Origin of the sequence: Streptomyces sp. TN58 (assembly GCF_001941845.1) — a bacterium.
In the GTDB taxonomy this organism is placed as follows: Bacteria; Actinomycetota; Actinomycetes; order Streptomycetales; family Streptomycetaceae; genus Streptomyces.
The window spans coordinates 4,183,905-4,197,939 of sequence record NZ_CP018870.1 but is presented as its reverse complement, the minus strand read 5'-3'; the positions used below and the strand labels follow the sequence as shown (position 1 = coordinate 4,197,939).

The 14,035-nt window shown below is 68.4% G+C and carries 18 protein-coding genes; 7 read left to right on the top strand and 11 right to left on the bottom strand.

Translation table 11 applies throughout. The annotated features are described in order from the left end of the window. Window positions 1–12: 12 nt before the first annotated feature. Window positions 13–810 (top strand): VOC family protein, encoded by a 798-nt coding sequence (locus tag BSL84_RS19080; RefSeq protein WP_030028038.1) that lies wholly within the window; start codon window positions 13–15, stop codon window positions 808–810. 125 nt (window positions 811–935) lie between these two features. Here BSL84_RS19080 and BSL84_RS35545 read toward each other — a convergent pair whose 3' ends face one another. Then, on the bottom strand, window positions 936–1,109 hold the full coding sequence (locus tag BSL84_RS35545; RefSeq protein WP_420718784.1) for a hypothetical protein: 174 nt from the start codon (window positions 1,107–1,109) through the stop codon (window positions 936–938). On the opposite strand from BSL84_RS35545, the gene BSL84_RS19075 reads away from it, so the two are divergent. The 4 genes from BSL84_RS19075 (at window position 1,108) to BSL84_RS19060 (ending at window position 4,592) form a co-directional block, all read left to right on the top strand. Continuing rightward, a complete protein-coding gene (locus BSL84_RS19075; protein WP_075970805.1) occupies window positions 1,108–1,932 on the top strand; it encodes a helix-turn-helix domain-containing protein in 825 nt (274 codons plus the stop codon). The two genes, BSL84_RS35545 and BSL84_RS19075, sit on opposite strands and share 2 nt — an antisense overlap. Continuing rightward, window positions 1,929–2,174, top strand: coding sequence for a DUF397 domain-containing protein (locus BSL84_RS19070; RefSeq protein ID WP_075970804.1), 246 nt, complete (start codon window positions 1,929–1,931; stop codon window positions 2,172–2,174). Before BSL84_RS19075 ends, BSL84_RS19070 begins: the two co-directional genes overlap by 4 nt. A gap of 482 nt (window positions 2,175–2,656) precedes the next feature. Continuing rightward, on the top strand, window positions 2,657–3,850 hold the full coding sequence (locus BSL84_RS19065) for a hypothetical protein (RefSeq protein WP_075970803.1): 1,194 nt from the start codon (window positions 2,657–2,659) through the stop codon (window positions 3,848–3,850). Beyond that, window positions 3,831–4,592 carry an alpha-ketoglutarate-dependent dioxygenase AlkB gene (locus BSL84_RS19060; RefSeq protein ID WP_075970802.1) on the top strand — a complete coding sequence of 254 codons (762 nt, stop codon included), beginning with the start codon at window positions 3,831–3,833 and terminating at the stop codon, window positions 4,590–4,592. The genes BSL84_RS19065 and BSL84_RS19060 overlap by 20 nt, the downstream gene beginning before the upstream one ends. Window positions 4,593–5,127: 535 nt before the next feature. On the opposite strand, the gene BSL84_RS19055 is transcribed toward BSL84_RS19060, so the two are convergent. Further along, the gene (locus tag BSL84_RS19055; RefSeq protein ID WP_075970801.1) at window positions 5,128–5,919 is read right to left on the bottom strand and encodes a TetR/AcrR family transcriptional regulator; all 792 of its coding nucleotides are present in this window, start codon (window positions 5,917–5,919) and stop codon (window positions 5,128–5,130) included. Between the two features lie 101 nt (window positions 5,920–6,020). Here BSL84_RS19055 and BSL84_RS19050 point away from each other — a divergent pair, with 101 nt between their 5' ends. After that, the gene (locus BSL84_RS19050; RefSeq protein WP_075970800.1) at window positions 6,021–6,998 is read left to right on the top strand and encodes an ABC transporter ATP-binding protein; all 978 of its coding nucleotides are present in this window, start codon (window positions 6,021–6,023) and stop codon (window positions 6,996–6,998) included. Then, window positions 6,995–7,753, top strand: a complete 759-nt coding sequence (locus BSL84_RS19045) for an ABC transporter permease (protein WP_045324392.1) — start codon at window positions 6,995–6,997, stop codon at window positions 7,751–7,753. Before BSL84_RS19050 ends, BSL84_RS19045 begins: the two co-directional genes overlap by 4 nt. Window positions 7,754–7,800: 47 nt before the next feature. Here the strand turns inward: BSL84_RS19045 and BSL84_RS19040 are convergent, their stop codons facing one another. From BSL84_RS19040 to BSL84_RS19000, 9 genes are all read right to left on the bottom strand, one after another. Further along, window positions 7,801–8,073, bottom strand: a complete 273-nt coding sequence (locus BSL84_RS19040; protein WP_030027023.1) for a DUF1876 domain-containing protein — start codon at window positions 8,071–8,073, stop codon at window positions 7,801–7,803. Window positions 8,074–8,239: 166 nt separating this feature from the next. Next, window positions 8,240–8,896 carry a contact-dependent growth inhibition system immunity protein gene (locus BSL84_RS19035; RefSeq protein ID WP_030851864.1) on the bottom strand — a complete coding sequence of 219 codons (657 nt, stop codon included), beginning with the start codon at window positions 8,894–8,896 and terminating at the stop codon, window positions 8,240–8,242. A 12-nt stretch (window positions 8,897–8,908) separates the two neighbouring features. After that, on the bottom strand, window positions 8,909–9,208 hold the full coding sequence (locus tag BSL84_RS19030; protein WP_037918680.1) for an RNase A-like domain-containing protein: 300 nt from the start codon (window positions 9,206–9,208) through the stop codon (window positions 8,909–8,911). Window positions 9,209–9,251: 43 nt separating this feature from the next. Then, window positions 9,252–9,842 carry a hypothetical protein gene (locus BSL84_RS19025; protein ID WP_030027026.1) on the bottom strand — a complete coding sequence of 197 codons (591 nt, stop codon included), beginning with the start codon at window positions 9,840–9,842 and terminating at the stop codon, window positions 9,252–9,254. Window positions 9,843–9,858: 16 nt separating this feature from the next. Beyond that, window positions 9,859–11,658, bottom strand: a complete 1,800-nt coding sequence (locus BSL84_RS19020; RefSeq protein ID WP_075970799.1) for an RNase A-like domain-containing protein — start codon at window positions 11,656–11,658, stop codon at window positions 9,859–9,861. Further along, a complete protein-coding gene (locus BSL84_RS19015; protein ID WP_030027030.1) occupies window positions 11,658–11,963 on the bottom strand; it encodes a WXG100 family type VII secretion target in 306 nt (101 codons plus the stop codon). The genes BSL84_RS19020 and BSL84_RS19015 overlap by 1 nt, the downstream gene beginning before the upstream one ends. Before the next feature lie 23 nt (window positions 11,964–11,986). Beyond that, window positions 11,987–12,376: a WXG100 family type VII secretion target gene (locus BSL84_RS19010; protein ID WP_030027031.1), complete on the bottom strand. Its 390-nt coding sequence runs from the start codon at window positions 12,374–12,376 to the stop codon at window positions 11,987–11,989. Between the two features lie 368 nt (window positions 12,377–12,744). Then, the gene (locus BSL84_RS19005; RefSeq protein WP_075970798.1) at window positions 12,745–13,320 is read right to left on the bottom strand and encodes a hypothetical protein; all 576 of its coding nucleotides are present in this window, start codon (window positions 13,318–13,320) and stop codon (window positions 12,745–12,747) included. A 17-nt stretch (window positions 13,321–13,337) separates the two neighbouring features. Beyond that, entirely contained in the window at window positions 13,338–13,943 is a 606-nt protein-coding gene (locus tag BSL84_RS19000; protein WP_075970797.1) for a hypothetical protein, read from the bottom strand. Window positions 13,944–14,035 lie beyond the last annotated feature (92 nt).

Sequence of the window (14,035 nt, the reverse complement as noted above, 5' to 3'; positions counted from 1 at the left end):
TCCGTGCCCGACATGAACGGCCCCTACAAGCCCGGCACCCCGTGCTGGATCGACCTGATGGTCCCCGACCAGCAGGCGGCCCTCGACTTCTACTGCGACCTCTTCGGCTGGCAGGGCGAGGTCGGACCGGCCGAACAGGGCGGATACTCCGTCTGCCTCCTCAAGGGCAAGCCCGTCGCCGGCATCATGAAGGCGATGAACCCGGACGGGACCGTGCCCGACCCGATGCCGCCGACCGCGTGGACCACGTACCTGGCGACCGACTCCATCGACTCCACCCTCAAGTCCGTCACCGACGCGGGTGGTTCGGTCATGCTGGGCGCGGTGGACGTCATGGACCTCGGCCGGATGGCCGTGATCACCGACCCGACCGGCGCCGCCGTCGGCCTGTGGCAGGCCGGCACCTTCGACGGCGCGGGCATCGTCAACGAGCACGGCGCCCTGATCTGGAGCGAACTCAACACCGGCGACGTCCCCGCCGCGGCCGCCTTCTACACCTCGATCCTCCCCGTCACCACGGCCAAGTCCCAGATGCCCGGCGCCGGCGAGTACACCGAGTTCAAGGTCGGCGACCGCGCCGTCGGCGGCATGATGGACCTCGCCAACCTGCCGGACGGCGTACCGCCGCACTGGATGCCGTACTTCCACGTCGACGACGTCGACGAGATCCAGGCCGCCACGGAGCGCGCCGGAGGCAGCGTCATGGCTCCGGCCTTCGACATGGTGGCGGGCCGTATGGCCGTCCTCGCCGACCCCCAGGGCGGCGTCTTCTCGGTGATCAAGGCGACCGCGCCGGAACAGCCCGCCTGACGCACGAGGCTCCGCACCCCGAGCCGCACACCCCCGGCCGCTTCCGACGGTCCGGGGGGGTGCGGTGTGCGGTGTGCGGTGTGCGGTGCGTTCTGCGCTGGGCTCTGTGCCAGGGCCCGCCGAAGTCACACCTCCCGGCCGGCCCCGGCGAAGCCTCCGCATCCGAGCCGGAACTCACACCAGACGATCTTTCCGGGCGACCTGCCCACCACACCCCAGTCGTCGGCGAGCGCCCCGACGAGATGAGTACGGGTCCGCACGGGGTAGCCCACGTGTACAGGCGGGGAGTTCGCAGTCATGCCACCGAGGAAACGAGTACGGCCGAACGCGACGACCATGAAGATGGTCGGCTCGCAGGTGGCCGCCGGCCGCATCGCCAAGAACCTGACCCAGCGACAACTGGGCGAACTGGTCCGCCTGGACGCGGAGACGATCGCGTCGATCGAGCAAGGGCGGCGCGCCCTGATGCCGAACGTCGCCGAGCTGATGGACCAGCACCTGGGGTTGCCGGGGTTGTTGACGCTGGCAGCCAACGGCATGCCGGTGATCGACGCAACCCCGCCGTGGGCGGAGGAGTACATGGACCTTGAGCACCGTGCGATCACGCTCTCCTGGTTCGACAACCAGGTGGTACCAGGCCTTCTCCAGACGGAGACCTACGCCCGGGCCGTCTTCCGGTGCCGCGTCCCCGCCCACCCGGAGGCGGAGATCGAGGCCCTGACCACCCGCCGCCTCGCCCGCCAGCAGATCCTTCGCCGCAGCACCCCGCCGACACTGAGCTTCGTGGTGTGGGCGGCCGTACTCCGCGACCGGCTCGGCGGTGACGAGGTGTACGCGGAGCAGCTGCGCCACCTCCGCGCCTGCGCGGGCCTGCCAGACGTGAGCCTCCAGGTACTGCCGCTGGGACGGACCTCTCACGCCGCTCTCGACGGCCCGTTCATCCTCCTGGAAACTCCGAACCATCAGCACCACGGGTACACCGAAACCCAACGCGGCAGCCACCTCACCTCGGACCCAGATGAGGTCAGCATCCTGGCGCGCAAGTATGCGATGCTGCGGACTCAGGCCCTCAACACCGAGCAGACATGTGGCCTGTTGGACCGCCTGGCAGGAGAGACATGAGTGCCACGACCGCACTGAAGTGGTTCAAGTCCAGCTACAGCGGCGGCGATGGCGACGCCTGCCTTGAGGTCGCCTTGAGCTGGCGCAAGTCCTCGTACAGCGGCAGCGAAGGCGGCGCCTGCCTTGAGGTGGCCACCGGCCCGGACACCGTGCACGTCAGGGACTCGAAGGTCCAGGACGGTCCGGTGCTGGCCCTCGCCCCGGCGAGCTGGGCGGCACTGACGGGCTGGCTCGCTCGATAGGCCCCGGCCAGGGGCGGCAGACAGCGGAGGCGTGCCTCGACCCGCAGCGGCGGCACGGGGGCGGGATGCTCCTGACCAGGATCAGTGAGGTTCTGGGGGTTTCCCGTCAGTCCCATCGTCTCTCCGCGTCGGGCCGGCCCGTCAAGGGCGCTCCCTCCGGTCGCGTCGCTATGCGAGGGCCTTCGGCCCCCCTTGACCGACCGTCCCGCCACGGAAATCCGAAAGACTGCCGGGAAGCCCCCAGAGGAACGGGCCGGCCATCGAGACATCCCTCGGGCAGGTCGGCGCCGCGCAGCGGGAGCCGGGTACGCCCCAAATCGCTACGCGCTCCTGAAGGACGGCGTCAGCGGACCCCTGTGGCTGGACATAGGCCGCCCCAGATCGCTACGCGCTCCTCGATCACGCGACTGCGGCCCGTCCGGGGCTGGTTGAGAGACGATGTTCGAGGACACATCCATCTCTGCGAAGGACAGGTGCCGTTGATGTACCCGACAGAAGCCCGCATCGACGATGCGAGCAACATATTGGTTGCGCCTTCGACGCTGTGGGACCACGACCTGATCAGGGACTTCTTCGGGACCACGATCACGCCTGCGGAGTTCGCCTCGGCGGACATCGCGGACAGGACCGTCTACATGTGTGGCGATGTGTCAGGGGTCGACGGCGGACGGCTTCGTTCAGCTGCCAGGGTGTTCGTCATCCGGGAGCTGTCTCGTGGTTACGGGCCGGACCAGCCCTGGACGGTCGTCGAAGGCGGCCGGGTTCCTGTCCGGGTGCACGGCGTCGGCGTGTACTACCGCCGCTTCTTCGACCTTGACGCAGATCACTTCGGACGGATCCAGGCGGAGCACGCCTTCCAGTCACTGACGGAGTCCACCAAGCCCGGCACGGCCCGTCGCAGCGGAATCTATCTGACTCCCGTCACGCAGGACGGGGACGCGCTGCATTTCCGTCTGCTCCGGTGCTCGACGAATCTGTCGGGGCCGACCGAGGGATTTCGTGCGACGGACACGGAAATCGTCGACGCTCTGAACCGTGAGGCGGCTTCCGCTTTCCGGAACCATGCGCCGCTGAATCACGTTCTCGCGCAGGTTTACCACAACACGCTCGCCACGGCTGAGCGCAAACAGTCCAAGGCCAAGATATCGGCCCATGCCGACAAGACCAAAGACATGCCCGATAACGGCATCATGGCCTTCTGCACCTTCTATGACGGGCTCGACAAACTGCAGCCCATGGCGGACGATGTTTTCGACTACGGCCTGAAGCGCACCAGCGGGCTGACCAGACTCCACTTCCGCCTCAAGGACGATGCGGGCGCTTTGCCCTCCTCGTTCACGCTGACCCTCTATCCCGGCTCTGTATTCTTCATGCCGCTCTCCACCAACCGCCTGTATACGCACGAGATCCGACCCTCGACCCTGAACGCCGAGGCGCTCCCGACGCGGCTGGGATACGTGGTGCGCTGTTCGAGCACCGAAGCCGTCCACAAGGACGGCCGGACATTTGTCAAGAAGGCTGACGATCTGGTGGAACTGGGGCCGCCGACGCCGGAGGGCATGGACGAGCTGCGCAGGCTGTACGCCGAGGAGAACAGGACTGCGTCCTTCATCGACTACGGCGACAAGTTCCTCTTCAGCATGAACTCGGGAGACTATGTTGCCCCCCGCGCCTAGGATTACGGACGAGGTCAGCTCGTACGCCCTCTCATTCGAGCGGAACCTCTTTGCGGAACTGTCCGAGTCGGCCCCTTGGGAGGACGTGGGAAAGGGCCGCCGAGGTGGCACGCTCACGAGGGCCGACGAGCACGGTACGCCCCTCGTACGCACCACCACTCGGTACAGCAATCCGACCCAGCGTTTCAGCCCGGTGCACGAATGGCTGGCGCAACAGATCCAAGAGCGTGCGGCCCTCCCGGTCGGTTTCAACAATGCTCTCATCGAGAGCTACACAAACGCCTACCGAACCATGGGCAGCCATTCCGACCAGGCCCTGGATCTGGCCGACGATTCCTTCATCGCCGTCTTCTCCTGCTACCGGCACCCCGAAGCCGGCCCGCCAAGGAAGCTGGTCTTCGAATCCAAGGAGTCCGACGCCACATTCGACTTGCCCCTCAGCCACCACAGCGTGGTCGTCTTTTCCGTGGCCTCGAACCGGCGGCTCAAGCACAAGATCGTGCTGGATGCTCCGGCGGCGGAGAACGAATGGCTGGGCGTGACGTTCCGTACGTCGAAGACCCTCGTTCGCTTCCACGACGGACACGCACATCTCCCCCAGGGCGGGCGCCTCACGCTGGCCGACGAGGATCAGAGCCGCGAGTTCTACCGGCTTCGGCGCCGAGAGAACCACGAAACCGACTTCCTGTACCCCTCCCTCACCTACACCGTCAGCGAAAGCGACCTGCTGCCGCCCGTCTGAGGGGGTGACGCCCGAGGCGAAGTCCACCCGTGCCAGGGCAGCCGCACACACTCGGCGGGTCGGACGCGGTCGACGAGGAGCGCGTAGCGATCGCTGGCGGCCTATGTCCAGCCCAAGAGGCTTGCGGACGCGTGATCGAGGAGCGCGTAGCGATCTGGGGCGGCTTATGCCCAGCCCCAGGGACTCGCAGGCGCCATCCTTCGGGAGCGCGTAGCGATTTGGGGCGCTCCTGGCTCCGGGTGCGCGGCGCCGACCGCCTTGGGTGTCTCTGGATGGCCGGCCCGTTCCTCTGGGGGCTTCCCGGCAGTCTTTCGGATTTCCGTGGCGGGACGGTCGGTCAAGGGGGGCCGAAGGCCCTCGCATAGCGACGCGACCAACGGGAGCGCCCTTGACGGGCCGGCCCGACGCGGAGAGACGATGGGACTGACGGGAAACCCCCAGAACCTCACCGACACCGCCCGGGGTGGCTCCCGCCCCCTCGAAGCCACCGCCCCACCTCCCGAAGCCCCGCCCCCTAAGCCCTCCCCCCTCCCCCTCAGCCCTCCCCCGCCCCTTCCCGACCCGCGACCAGGGCCGCCAGGCCGTCCAGGATGCGGCCGAGGCCGAAGCCGAACTGGAAGTCCGGTTCGTCGGAGCCCGTGAAGGCGTCCGACTCCAGCAGTCGCGTCACCGCCGGGTGGGTGTCCGGGGCGGTCATCAGCCGCAGCGTGCGTACGTACTGGCCCAGGACCTGGTCCGGTGAGACTCCCGACTTGATGATGGCGTCCATCATGTCGGCGGCCATCGTCGCCTCGTTGCGGACCAGGCCGCCGATGAGGATGATCGTCGAGATCTTCTCGCCCTCGCTCATGCCGGTGCCCGCCAGCGCCGCGAGCCCGCGTTCCATCCAGGCCAGCTGGTTCGGGCTGACCGGCGCCCCGGTGATCGGGATACGCAGAATCCAGGGGTTGGCCATCAGGACGGCCCGCTGCGCGTACGCCCACTGCGTCAGCAGCTCGCGCCAGCCCCACCCCGCCGCCTCCGGCGGCAGCGCCGGCGGGGCGCCGACGCCCGCGTCCGACATGAGGATGTAGAGCTCCTCCTTGGCCGTGACGTACCGGTAGAGGGACATCGTCGAGACGCCCAGCTCCTTGGCCACCCGCCCCATGGAGACGGCGTCGATGCCCTCACGGGCGGCCAGTGTCACGGCCGTCTCCACGATGCGCGGCAGCGTGAGCGTGGGGCGCGGCCCCTTGCCGGGGCGTTCGCGCAGGCCCCAGGCCATTTCCAGGCTGGCCGGAAGCCCGGTACCGCCGTTCTCGGCGCCTTCGTCGTCCTCTTCCGCCATGACCGCCCACTCCTCGATTGACCCCCATCCTAGTTCTGTGTATTACTTACACAGAAGAGCGTAAGGCATACGCAGAAGAGGGAGAAGGGAGCACATCCCTCATGACCACGCACGCCTCAGGACGCGTCACCGGCGCACCTGGCCCCCGCGCCACCGGCGCCGACACCCTCGGAATCCAGGCCACCGGTCTGACCAAGTCCTACGGCGACGTCCGCGTCCTCGACGGCATCGACCTCGCCGTCCCCCGCGGCAGCGTCCTCGCCCTCCTCGGCCCCAACGGCGCCGGGAAGACCACCACCGTCCGGATCCTCGCCACCCTCACCGCGCCCGACGCCGGCACCGCCCGCGTCGCCGGCCACGACACCGCCACCGCACAGGCGCGCGTCCGCGAACGCATCAGCCTCACCGGACAGTTCGCGGCCGTCGACGAACTCCAGACCGGCGCCGAAACGCTCCGCATGATGGGCCGGCTCAGCGGGCTCACCCCGCGCGCCGCCCGCGTTCGAGCCGACGAGCTCCTCGCCCGCTTCGGACTCGCCGACGCCGCCGCGCGCACGGCCAAGACGTACTCGGGCGGCATGCGACGCCGCCTCGACCTCGCCGCGAGCCTCGTCTCCCGACCCGAGGTGATCTTCCTCGACGAGCCGACCACCGGCCTCGACCCGCGCAGCCGCCAGGACCTGTGGGAACTCGTACGGGAGCTGCGCGCCGACGGCACGACCGTGCTGCTCACCACGCAGTACCTGGAGGAGGCGGACCGGCTCGCCGATCGCGTCGTCGTCCTCGCCGACGGACGGATCGCCGCCGAGGGGACGCCCGCCGAGCTCAAGGCGCGCGTCGCCGGCCACCGGCTGGACCTCACCCTCACCACACAGGCCGCCTACGACGCCCTGGCCCCGCGCGCCGTCCACCTCGCCCCGGACGAGCTCACGCTCGGCGTCGCCACCGACGGGAGCGCCGGCCACGTCCGCGCCCTGCTCGACGAACTCGACCCCGACCGCACCACCGTGGACCGCTTCGCCGTCCGCACCGCCACCCTCGACGACGTGTTCCTCACCCTGACGGGAGCCGACCGATGACCGCCGCCACCCCCGTGAGCGCCCTCGCCCTCGCCGGCCGCAGCCTGCGCATCAGCCGCCGCAGCCCGGACGCCCTGATCGCCGCGCTGATGCTGCCCGTCATGCTGATGCTGATCTTCGTCTACTTCTTCGGCGGGGCCATCGACACCGGCACGGAGTACGTGACGTACGTGGTCCCCGGCGCCATGCTGCTCTGCGCGGGCTTCGGCGCGGCCTCCACCGCCGTCAGCGTCGCCGACGACATGCGGACCGGTGTCATCGACCGCTTCCGCACCCTCGACATCGGCGGCATCCCCATCCTGGCGGGGCACGTCGCCGCCTCCGTCCTGCGCAACCTGCTCTCCACCACCCTCGTCCTCGCCGTAGCCCTCGCCATCGGCTTCCGGCCCCAGACCGGACCGGCCGCCTTCCTGGCCGCCGCCGGCCTGCTGCTGGCGTACATCACGGCGATCTCCTGGCTGGCCGCCGCGCTCGGGCTGCTCGCGAAGACGCCGGAGGCGGCGGGCGGCTTCACCTTCCTGATGATGTTCCTGCCGTACCCGTCCAGCGCCTTCGTCCCGATCGACACCATGCCGAGCTGGCTGCACGGCTTCGCCGAGAACCAGCCGCTGACCCCGGTGATCGAGTCCCTGCGCGCACTGCTCCTCGCGCAGCCCGCCGGAAGCACCCCCTGGACGGCGCTGGCCTGGTGCGCCGGCATCACCGCCGCGGCCGTCACCCTGGCCGGCGTCCTGTTCCGCGGCAGGACCCGCTGAGCGGCTCCGGCAGGAGCCCCTCAGCGGGCCGGTGGTCCGCCCGCCGCTCAGCGGTTGAGCGGATATGAATGACGGCCCGTCGCCTCGTCGATCTCCGAGTGGGCCTTCTGCAACATCTGCTGCGCGAGATCCATGAGCGCACGAGCACCCGCGATCTCTTCCCCGACCCTCATCTGTTCCGGGTCGGAGGGGTGACGCAAGGCGTAGCCCCGCGCCCTGATCTCGGAGCCGTCCCCGAGCCTTACCAGGGCCGCCGCACTGGTGCGGTGGCCCTCCTCGGTGAATTCGAGCTCCACATGCCACCCGACGAGCGTGGCCATGGTGCATCACCTCCAGGGGTCACCCGTTCCCTCCAGAGTGCGCCTACGCCCCGACGCCCGCGACCGGAACCACACCGGGCCGGCGGTACGGGGGGCAGGCGAAATCGGCAGGCCGGCGGCACGGCCGGGCAGCATCGAAGCCGCGTACGGCGGTTCTTCGGGCTGGTCAGCCGCCGGCCAGGCTGGTCGCCACCGACTGGAACCACGCCCCGTACGAGAACGGCTCGGGCGGGTTGACCTCCATGCCGAGTTCCGCCGCGGCCAGGGCGTAGTCGCCCTCGTCCAGCGGGAGGGCGATCAGCTCGTGGAGCTCACCGACAAGACGGGCGACGAGCTGCGGGTCGGTGGTGGCGGCGTAGTCCGCGACCGCAGCCTCGTGGTCGGGGAACTCGTCGACGATGTCCTGCGAGAACCAGCCGCCCAGCAGCTGGGCGGCCTCCGGGAACCGCGCGTGCCACTCCCAGTGCGTCTGCGGGATCGCCGGCGGGGGCACCTCGCCGTCCTCGACGCTCTGCTTGAGGTGGTCGGCGAGCACGAGCAGCCAGTCGCCGATCGCGGCCTGCGGAATCCCGACGTCGGGGACGGCGTAGAACTCGCCGAGGTCGATCCGCAGGCGCCCCGGAGGATTCCGGCTGTACTCGCGCAGCTGGCGCTCCGCCTCCGCGATCGCCCAGGGGCGGGTGTGCCAGGTGTGGCGCAGATAGGCGTCCAGCGCAGGGCTGCGACGCTCGGCCGTGTCCTCCCCCTGCTGGCCGAGGTAGGCACGCATCACCTGATCGAGCTCGCCGTAGCGCCGGTCGTGTTCGAGGGGCTTCATGGGCACGGTCGGTTGCCTCTACAGGTAGAACGGGACGGTGGTCTGGACGACGAATCCGTACGGGCTGTCCGGCTCGCGACGCAGGACGACGCGGGCGGCGCGGACGTCGACGGGCCCCTGTCCGGCAAGGAGCATGGCCTCCAACTGCACCCGGCCGACGGGCTCCTCACGGGACGGCCAGGCGGCCTCGATGGTGAGTCGGGCCCGCGTTCCCTGGGCGAGCCAGCGGTGGATGACCTGCTCATTGGCGGTCACCACCTGCTGGGTGGCCCACTGTGCGGTCTCCCGGTCGGGGTAGGTGGCGGATCGGGTCAGCATCGGATCATTGTCTCAATTCGCGTTGAACGACCAGAAGGCGCGCTCAGTAGTCACCGAATGTCCAGAACAGACCGACCTCGGCCTCGGATACGACGACCAGGCCGGAATCCTCCCCGTAGAAGGTCATCGGCGACCAGCCGTGGCTGGTCGCGGCCGTGAAGTCCAGCGTGCCGATGCGTCCGATATGGCTGACGTTGGTGTAGCAGGTGGACGTGTCCCCGTAGCGAGCGAGGATGGTGCGCGCCATGTTCTGCAGCTCGTCGAAGCTCTCGGTGAACCTTGCGAGGTTCCGCAGGGTGCAGCCGTCGTCGGTGAGTGCGAGGAGGAGGTTCTCGGCGCTCGCACGGTCGATCCCGTACAAACGTTCCCTGACATCGGCTGGGGTGAGGGGGCGGGACGGATCGTCCCTGAAAGACGGACGGCAGAACGGGAAGTCGGGGTGCTCCTGAGAGCGCTTGTTCGCGGTGTCGTCGAGCCCGGCCCAGCCACGCGGGTCGGGAACGGCGCGCTGCATGACGGCGAGCACGTCAACCTGCCAGTCATCGTGCTGACGCGGACCGGTGGCACTGAACGAGAACGCGTCCTCATAGAGGTGCCGTACCGCCGCTTCCCAGGACGCCTGGTCGATGGACATATTCGAAGAGCCTTTCTCACTTGCTGGGCATGGACGTCATGACGGTGAAGGGAGGATTTCGGTTGCTGTCGTACCTGATCCTCGTGTCGATACCTGTCACTTCCTCGGCCCTGGCAAGTAGGCCACCCTGCTTGTAACCCGACAGCGGTTCGGTCGGGTCGGTCGGCTGCTTACTCACGCTGCGGCCGCTGATCTCGCCGTTGGGCGCCGTAGCCGTGAAGGTCCTCACGTCATTTTGGGGCGGTGGCGGCGGACCCTTGATCCACGCATCGATCGCTGCAGCGTTGTGGTTGAGGTTGTACTGGGTGAGCTCTTGTGCCCGTTGATAGTTCGGGAAGGCCGAGGAGGCTCTCATCGTCGGTTTCCCGTGAGGCCAGGCGTTCGTAGGTGGATCCTGCTGGTCGCGCAGGCGCTGCGCCAGCTGCTCGTCCGTCTTCCCCACGTGCTTGTCCAGCGTGTGGCCGTCGGCCATGTATTCGTTGGCCGCCAAGTCCAACACGTACTTGCCGGTGGCCGAGTCGATCTTCAGCCAGGTCTGCGAGGTGCTCTTGAAGTCCTCCAGGGACCGGGCGCCGAAGCCGTGGGCGCGGGCTACGCCGGCCTCGAACTTCGGGGCACTCATGTGCGCTTCGTCCAGGACCTTCTGGAGCGCCTCCATGCGCGTGGTGAGGCCGTCCACGATGCCGGTGTACTCGTCCACGATCCGGTTGAGCTTGGCCTTGTCCAGGTTCAGGACCGTGTTGACGTCGAACTTCAGCAGGAGCCCGACGGCGCCACCCGCCCCGCTGGCCACGCTGGTGACGGCGCCGGCGATGGTCTTGAGACTGGGCTTCTCCTTGGCCTTCTCCAGGTCGTCGATGATGCTCATGGCGGCCTTCTTCATGGCTCGCTTGAGCTCTTCGGAGATGTCGTGGTTCAGCTCGACGGCGGCTTCCGCATACTCGCGCAGACAGTCGCTGATCTTGATCGCCACGTCGGCCAGGACGGCCATCACCGGCTGACTGCCCGTGGCCACCTGTGCCCCGTGCGGGCCGGTGGTGTGCGCCCACTGGTAGCCGTGCCGGGACGGACCGGACTGCCCCCAGGCCGTCGCGCCCCACAGCGCACTGCAGAACGTCCGCATGGCGGCTTCCCAGTCGGCCCGGCCGTGGTTGGTGATGGTGCCGATGATGCTCGTCAGCTCGGCCGCCGTGTTGCCCGGGACGGTCGAGGCGTTCATCCAGCTGTGGCAGTGCGAGTTGAGGTAGTGCTGCTGCGGGAAGGGGTGGACGTCCGCCACTTTGCCGACGCGGAAGATGTTCTTCGCGGCGGGCTGCAGAACATCCCGGACGATCTCCGGTATGCCCTCCATCGCGCCGCGGATCAGGTCGTCTCCGCCGTCGTCATCACCCCACTTGATGTCGGGGACGCTGGCGAACTTGGGGTCCTTGTCGATGACCGTGGGCAGGGGGCGCTGCTCCGCGGCCTTCCCGGGCTTGGGGTGGGCCGCCGCATCGGCCTTGGTGTAGGCGTTGGCGGTCTCCGTGAAGCCGACGGCGACACCCCCGATGCTGACCACGCTCTTGCCCAACACCTCCAGCCAGCGGTTGCCTATCTTCTTGTAGGCCTGCGCGAACTTCTCGGCGCTGGTGCCCGCCCCACCGGCGTCCGGGTACTTCTGCAGCTCCTGCACGAGTGTGTTCCCACCTCGCATCATGGGGTCCTGCTGACCGGCGACCCGGCCGGAGACGGTCCACAAGCTCGACGGCTTGACGTCGATGTTGCCGCCTCCGGCAGGCGGCTGCGCCGGGGTGGGGCCCGGGGTGGGGCCGGCCATCAGGCACCGCCTCCCCAGCCCTGGAGCACGGATTTGTTCGCCGCCGCGTAGTTGAGGTGTCCCTTGACCACGACCTCGTGGAGCCAGGCCTGCGCGGCCTTGAGGTCCTGGGCCGAGCGATCCCATTTGTCGAGCTCGTCGATGAAGGCCTGCCGGGCTTCACCGTCCCAGCTCAGAACGGCCTTCTTGGTGCGCTCATAGAGCAGGTCGAGCTTCTCGTTGAGGTTCTTGAGGATCTCCTCCAGGTCGCCGGAAAGGCGCTGCAGGGTGGCGAAATCGACGGTTATACGGTCGTCGTCCGACATGGTGGTGCTGTTCCTCGCTGCTCTCAGATGTCCTGCAGACGGCTCTGCGGAGCCGCTGGAGCCTGGTCGGGCACGGTCAATTCCTCGGCGGACGCCGCCACGTCCTCCTGGCTCTGCACTTGCTTGAACGCGGCCAGGATCTCCAGTTCCTGGGCTGTGAAGCCGTCACGAGCGGCCCGGGTGGCCTCTTCGAGGAGGGCGAGCACCTGCCGGATCCGCACGGCGTCCTCTGCCGCCCCCCGATGCAAGGAGCGGTAGGCCGTAGCCGTGGGACCCTGCCAGCCGGCCGCGATGCTGTCGACCACCCGGTCCATGTCGCGGATCTGCCGTTCCAGATGGCCTTGCATCTTGTCCAGGTCGTCAGCGAGCCGGGTGAGGCCGTCCTCCGAAACCCTCAGATCGCTGTCCTGCATGTCCACCCCTCGCCGGCACTGCCGTGCCGAATTCGTACGTACTGCCTAGAGGTTCGCATATTGTCGAACTGCACGCCTGAGTGCGCGTACTCAGGCGTGTCGGCCAGAGACGGCGTGAACCTCACAGGCCCACATGCGTACTTGACACGTCGACGCTCGAAGGGTTCTTGCTGCAAGCCGGGGATCTGGGTGTGGCCGACCCGGTCTCACGGGAAGCCGTGCTACTCAGGCTTCCGGCCGGCTCGCCCGCGCCTTCCGAACCGGCCGATGAATCAGCCTTCCGCCCGCCCGGTCTGCCCCTGTCAGCTCAGATGAGAGGCAGACGCGGTCGTCGAGGAGCGCGTAGCGGCCGATTCACCGCCCCACGCTCACAGCGCGTTGAACGACCAGAAGACGCCGACCTCGTCCGCGGACACCGCGACCAGGCCGAGATCCATCATGTAGTCGGTGAAAATGTGGCCGCCTTCGAGCTCCCGTGCCAGGAAGTCGGGCGCGTCGCAGGTACGGGCCAGATCTGAAGACGTCCAGAACGCCGCGTCCGGGCCGAAGCGGTCCAGCAGGGTCCGGGCGTCCGAGAGCACCATGTCCCGGTCTTCCCTCAACCGGACCGGGTTGCTCTCGAAGAACCATTCCTGCGCAAGCGAGGCGAGCAGCTCGACGGCGGCGCCGGCCGTGATCGGCCGGAGCCCGGCCCGCAATTCCTCGACAGTCAGCGCATGGAATGGATAAGAGGGATAGCCGCTCTCCCGTCCCACCTTGTGCGTGTGCGTTTCCAGGACGGCCCACCCCCGTGGGTCGGCGACCGACCGCTCCATGACGGCGCAGACGTCCTCGGCCCAGTCCTCGTGCAACCGAGGCCCGCTCCAAGCGAAGGTGTAGACCTCCTCCAGGAGCCGTATCAGCGCTGCTTCCCAGGTGGCGGCATCGGTGGATCGTGTCTGCATGGATTTCTCCTTTCGGCTCAGCAGGCGAAGGTCCAGAACAACCCGACCTCTGTGTCGGAGACGACGACCAGGCCGGCGTCCTCCCAGTAGAAGGTCATCGGGGTGTAGCCCCAGTGGGACGCCCCAAAGTCCAGCGTGTCGTCCTTGCGCGCGCCGACCGTTACGTTGGTGTAGCACGTGCACGTGTCCCCGTAGCGGGCGAGGATGGTGCGGGCCATGTCCTGCAGCTCGTCAAAGCTCTCGGTGAACCGTTCGAGGTTCCGCAGGGTGCAGCCGCCGTCGGTGAGCGCCAACAGGAGGTTTTCGGCACTCGCACGGTTGATCTCGTGCAACCGTTCCCCGATGTCGGCCGGGGTGAGCGGGCGGGACGGATCGTCCCTGACGGCCGGCCGGCAGAACGGGAAGTCCGGGTGTTCCTGAGAGCGCTCGTTCGCTGTGTCATCGAGCCCCGCCCAGCCACGCGGGTCGGGGACGGCGCGCGCCATGACGGCGAGCACGTCGGCCCGCCAGTCCTCGTGCGCGCGCGGGCCGGTCGCACTGAACGTGAACGCGTCCTCGTACAGGTGCCGGATAGTGGCTTCCCAGGACACCTGGTCGACGGCGGACAGGTGCTCAGCCTGCATACAGAACCTCTCGGTATCGACGTGCCAAGTGCGCACGTATGCCTATGAGGTTCACAGACCGCGCAGCCGCGCGCCTGAGTACGGGCACTCAT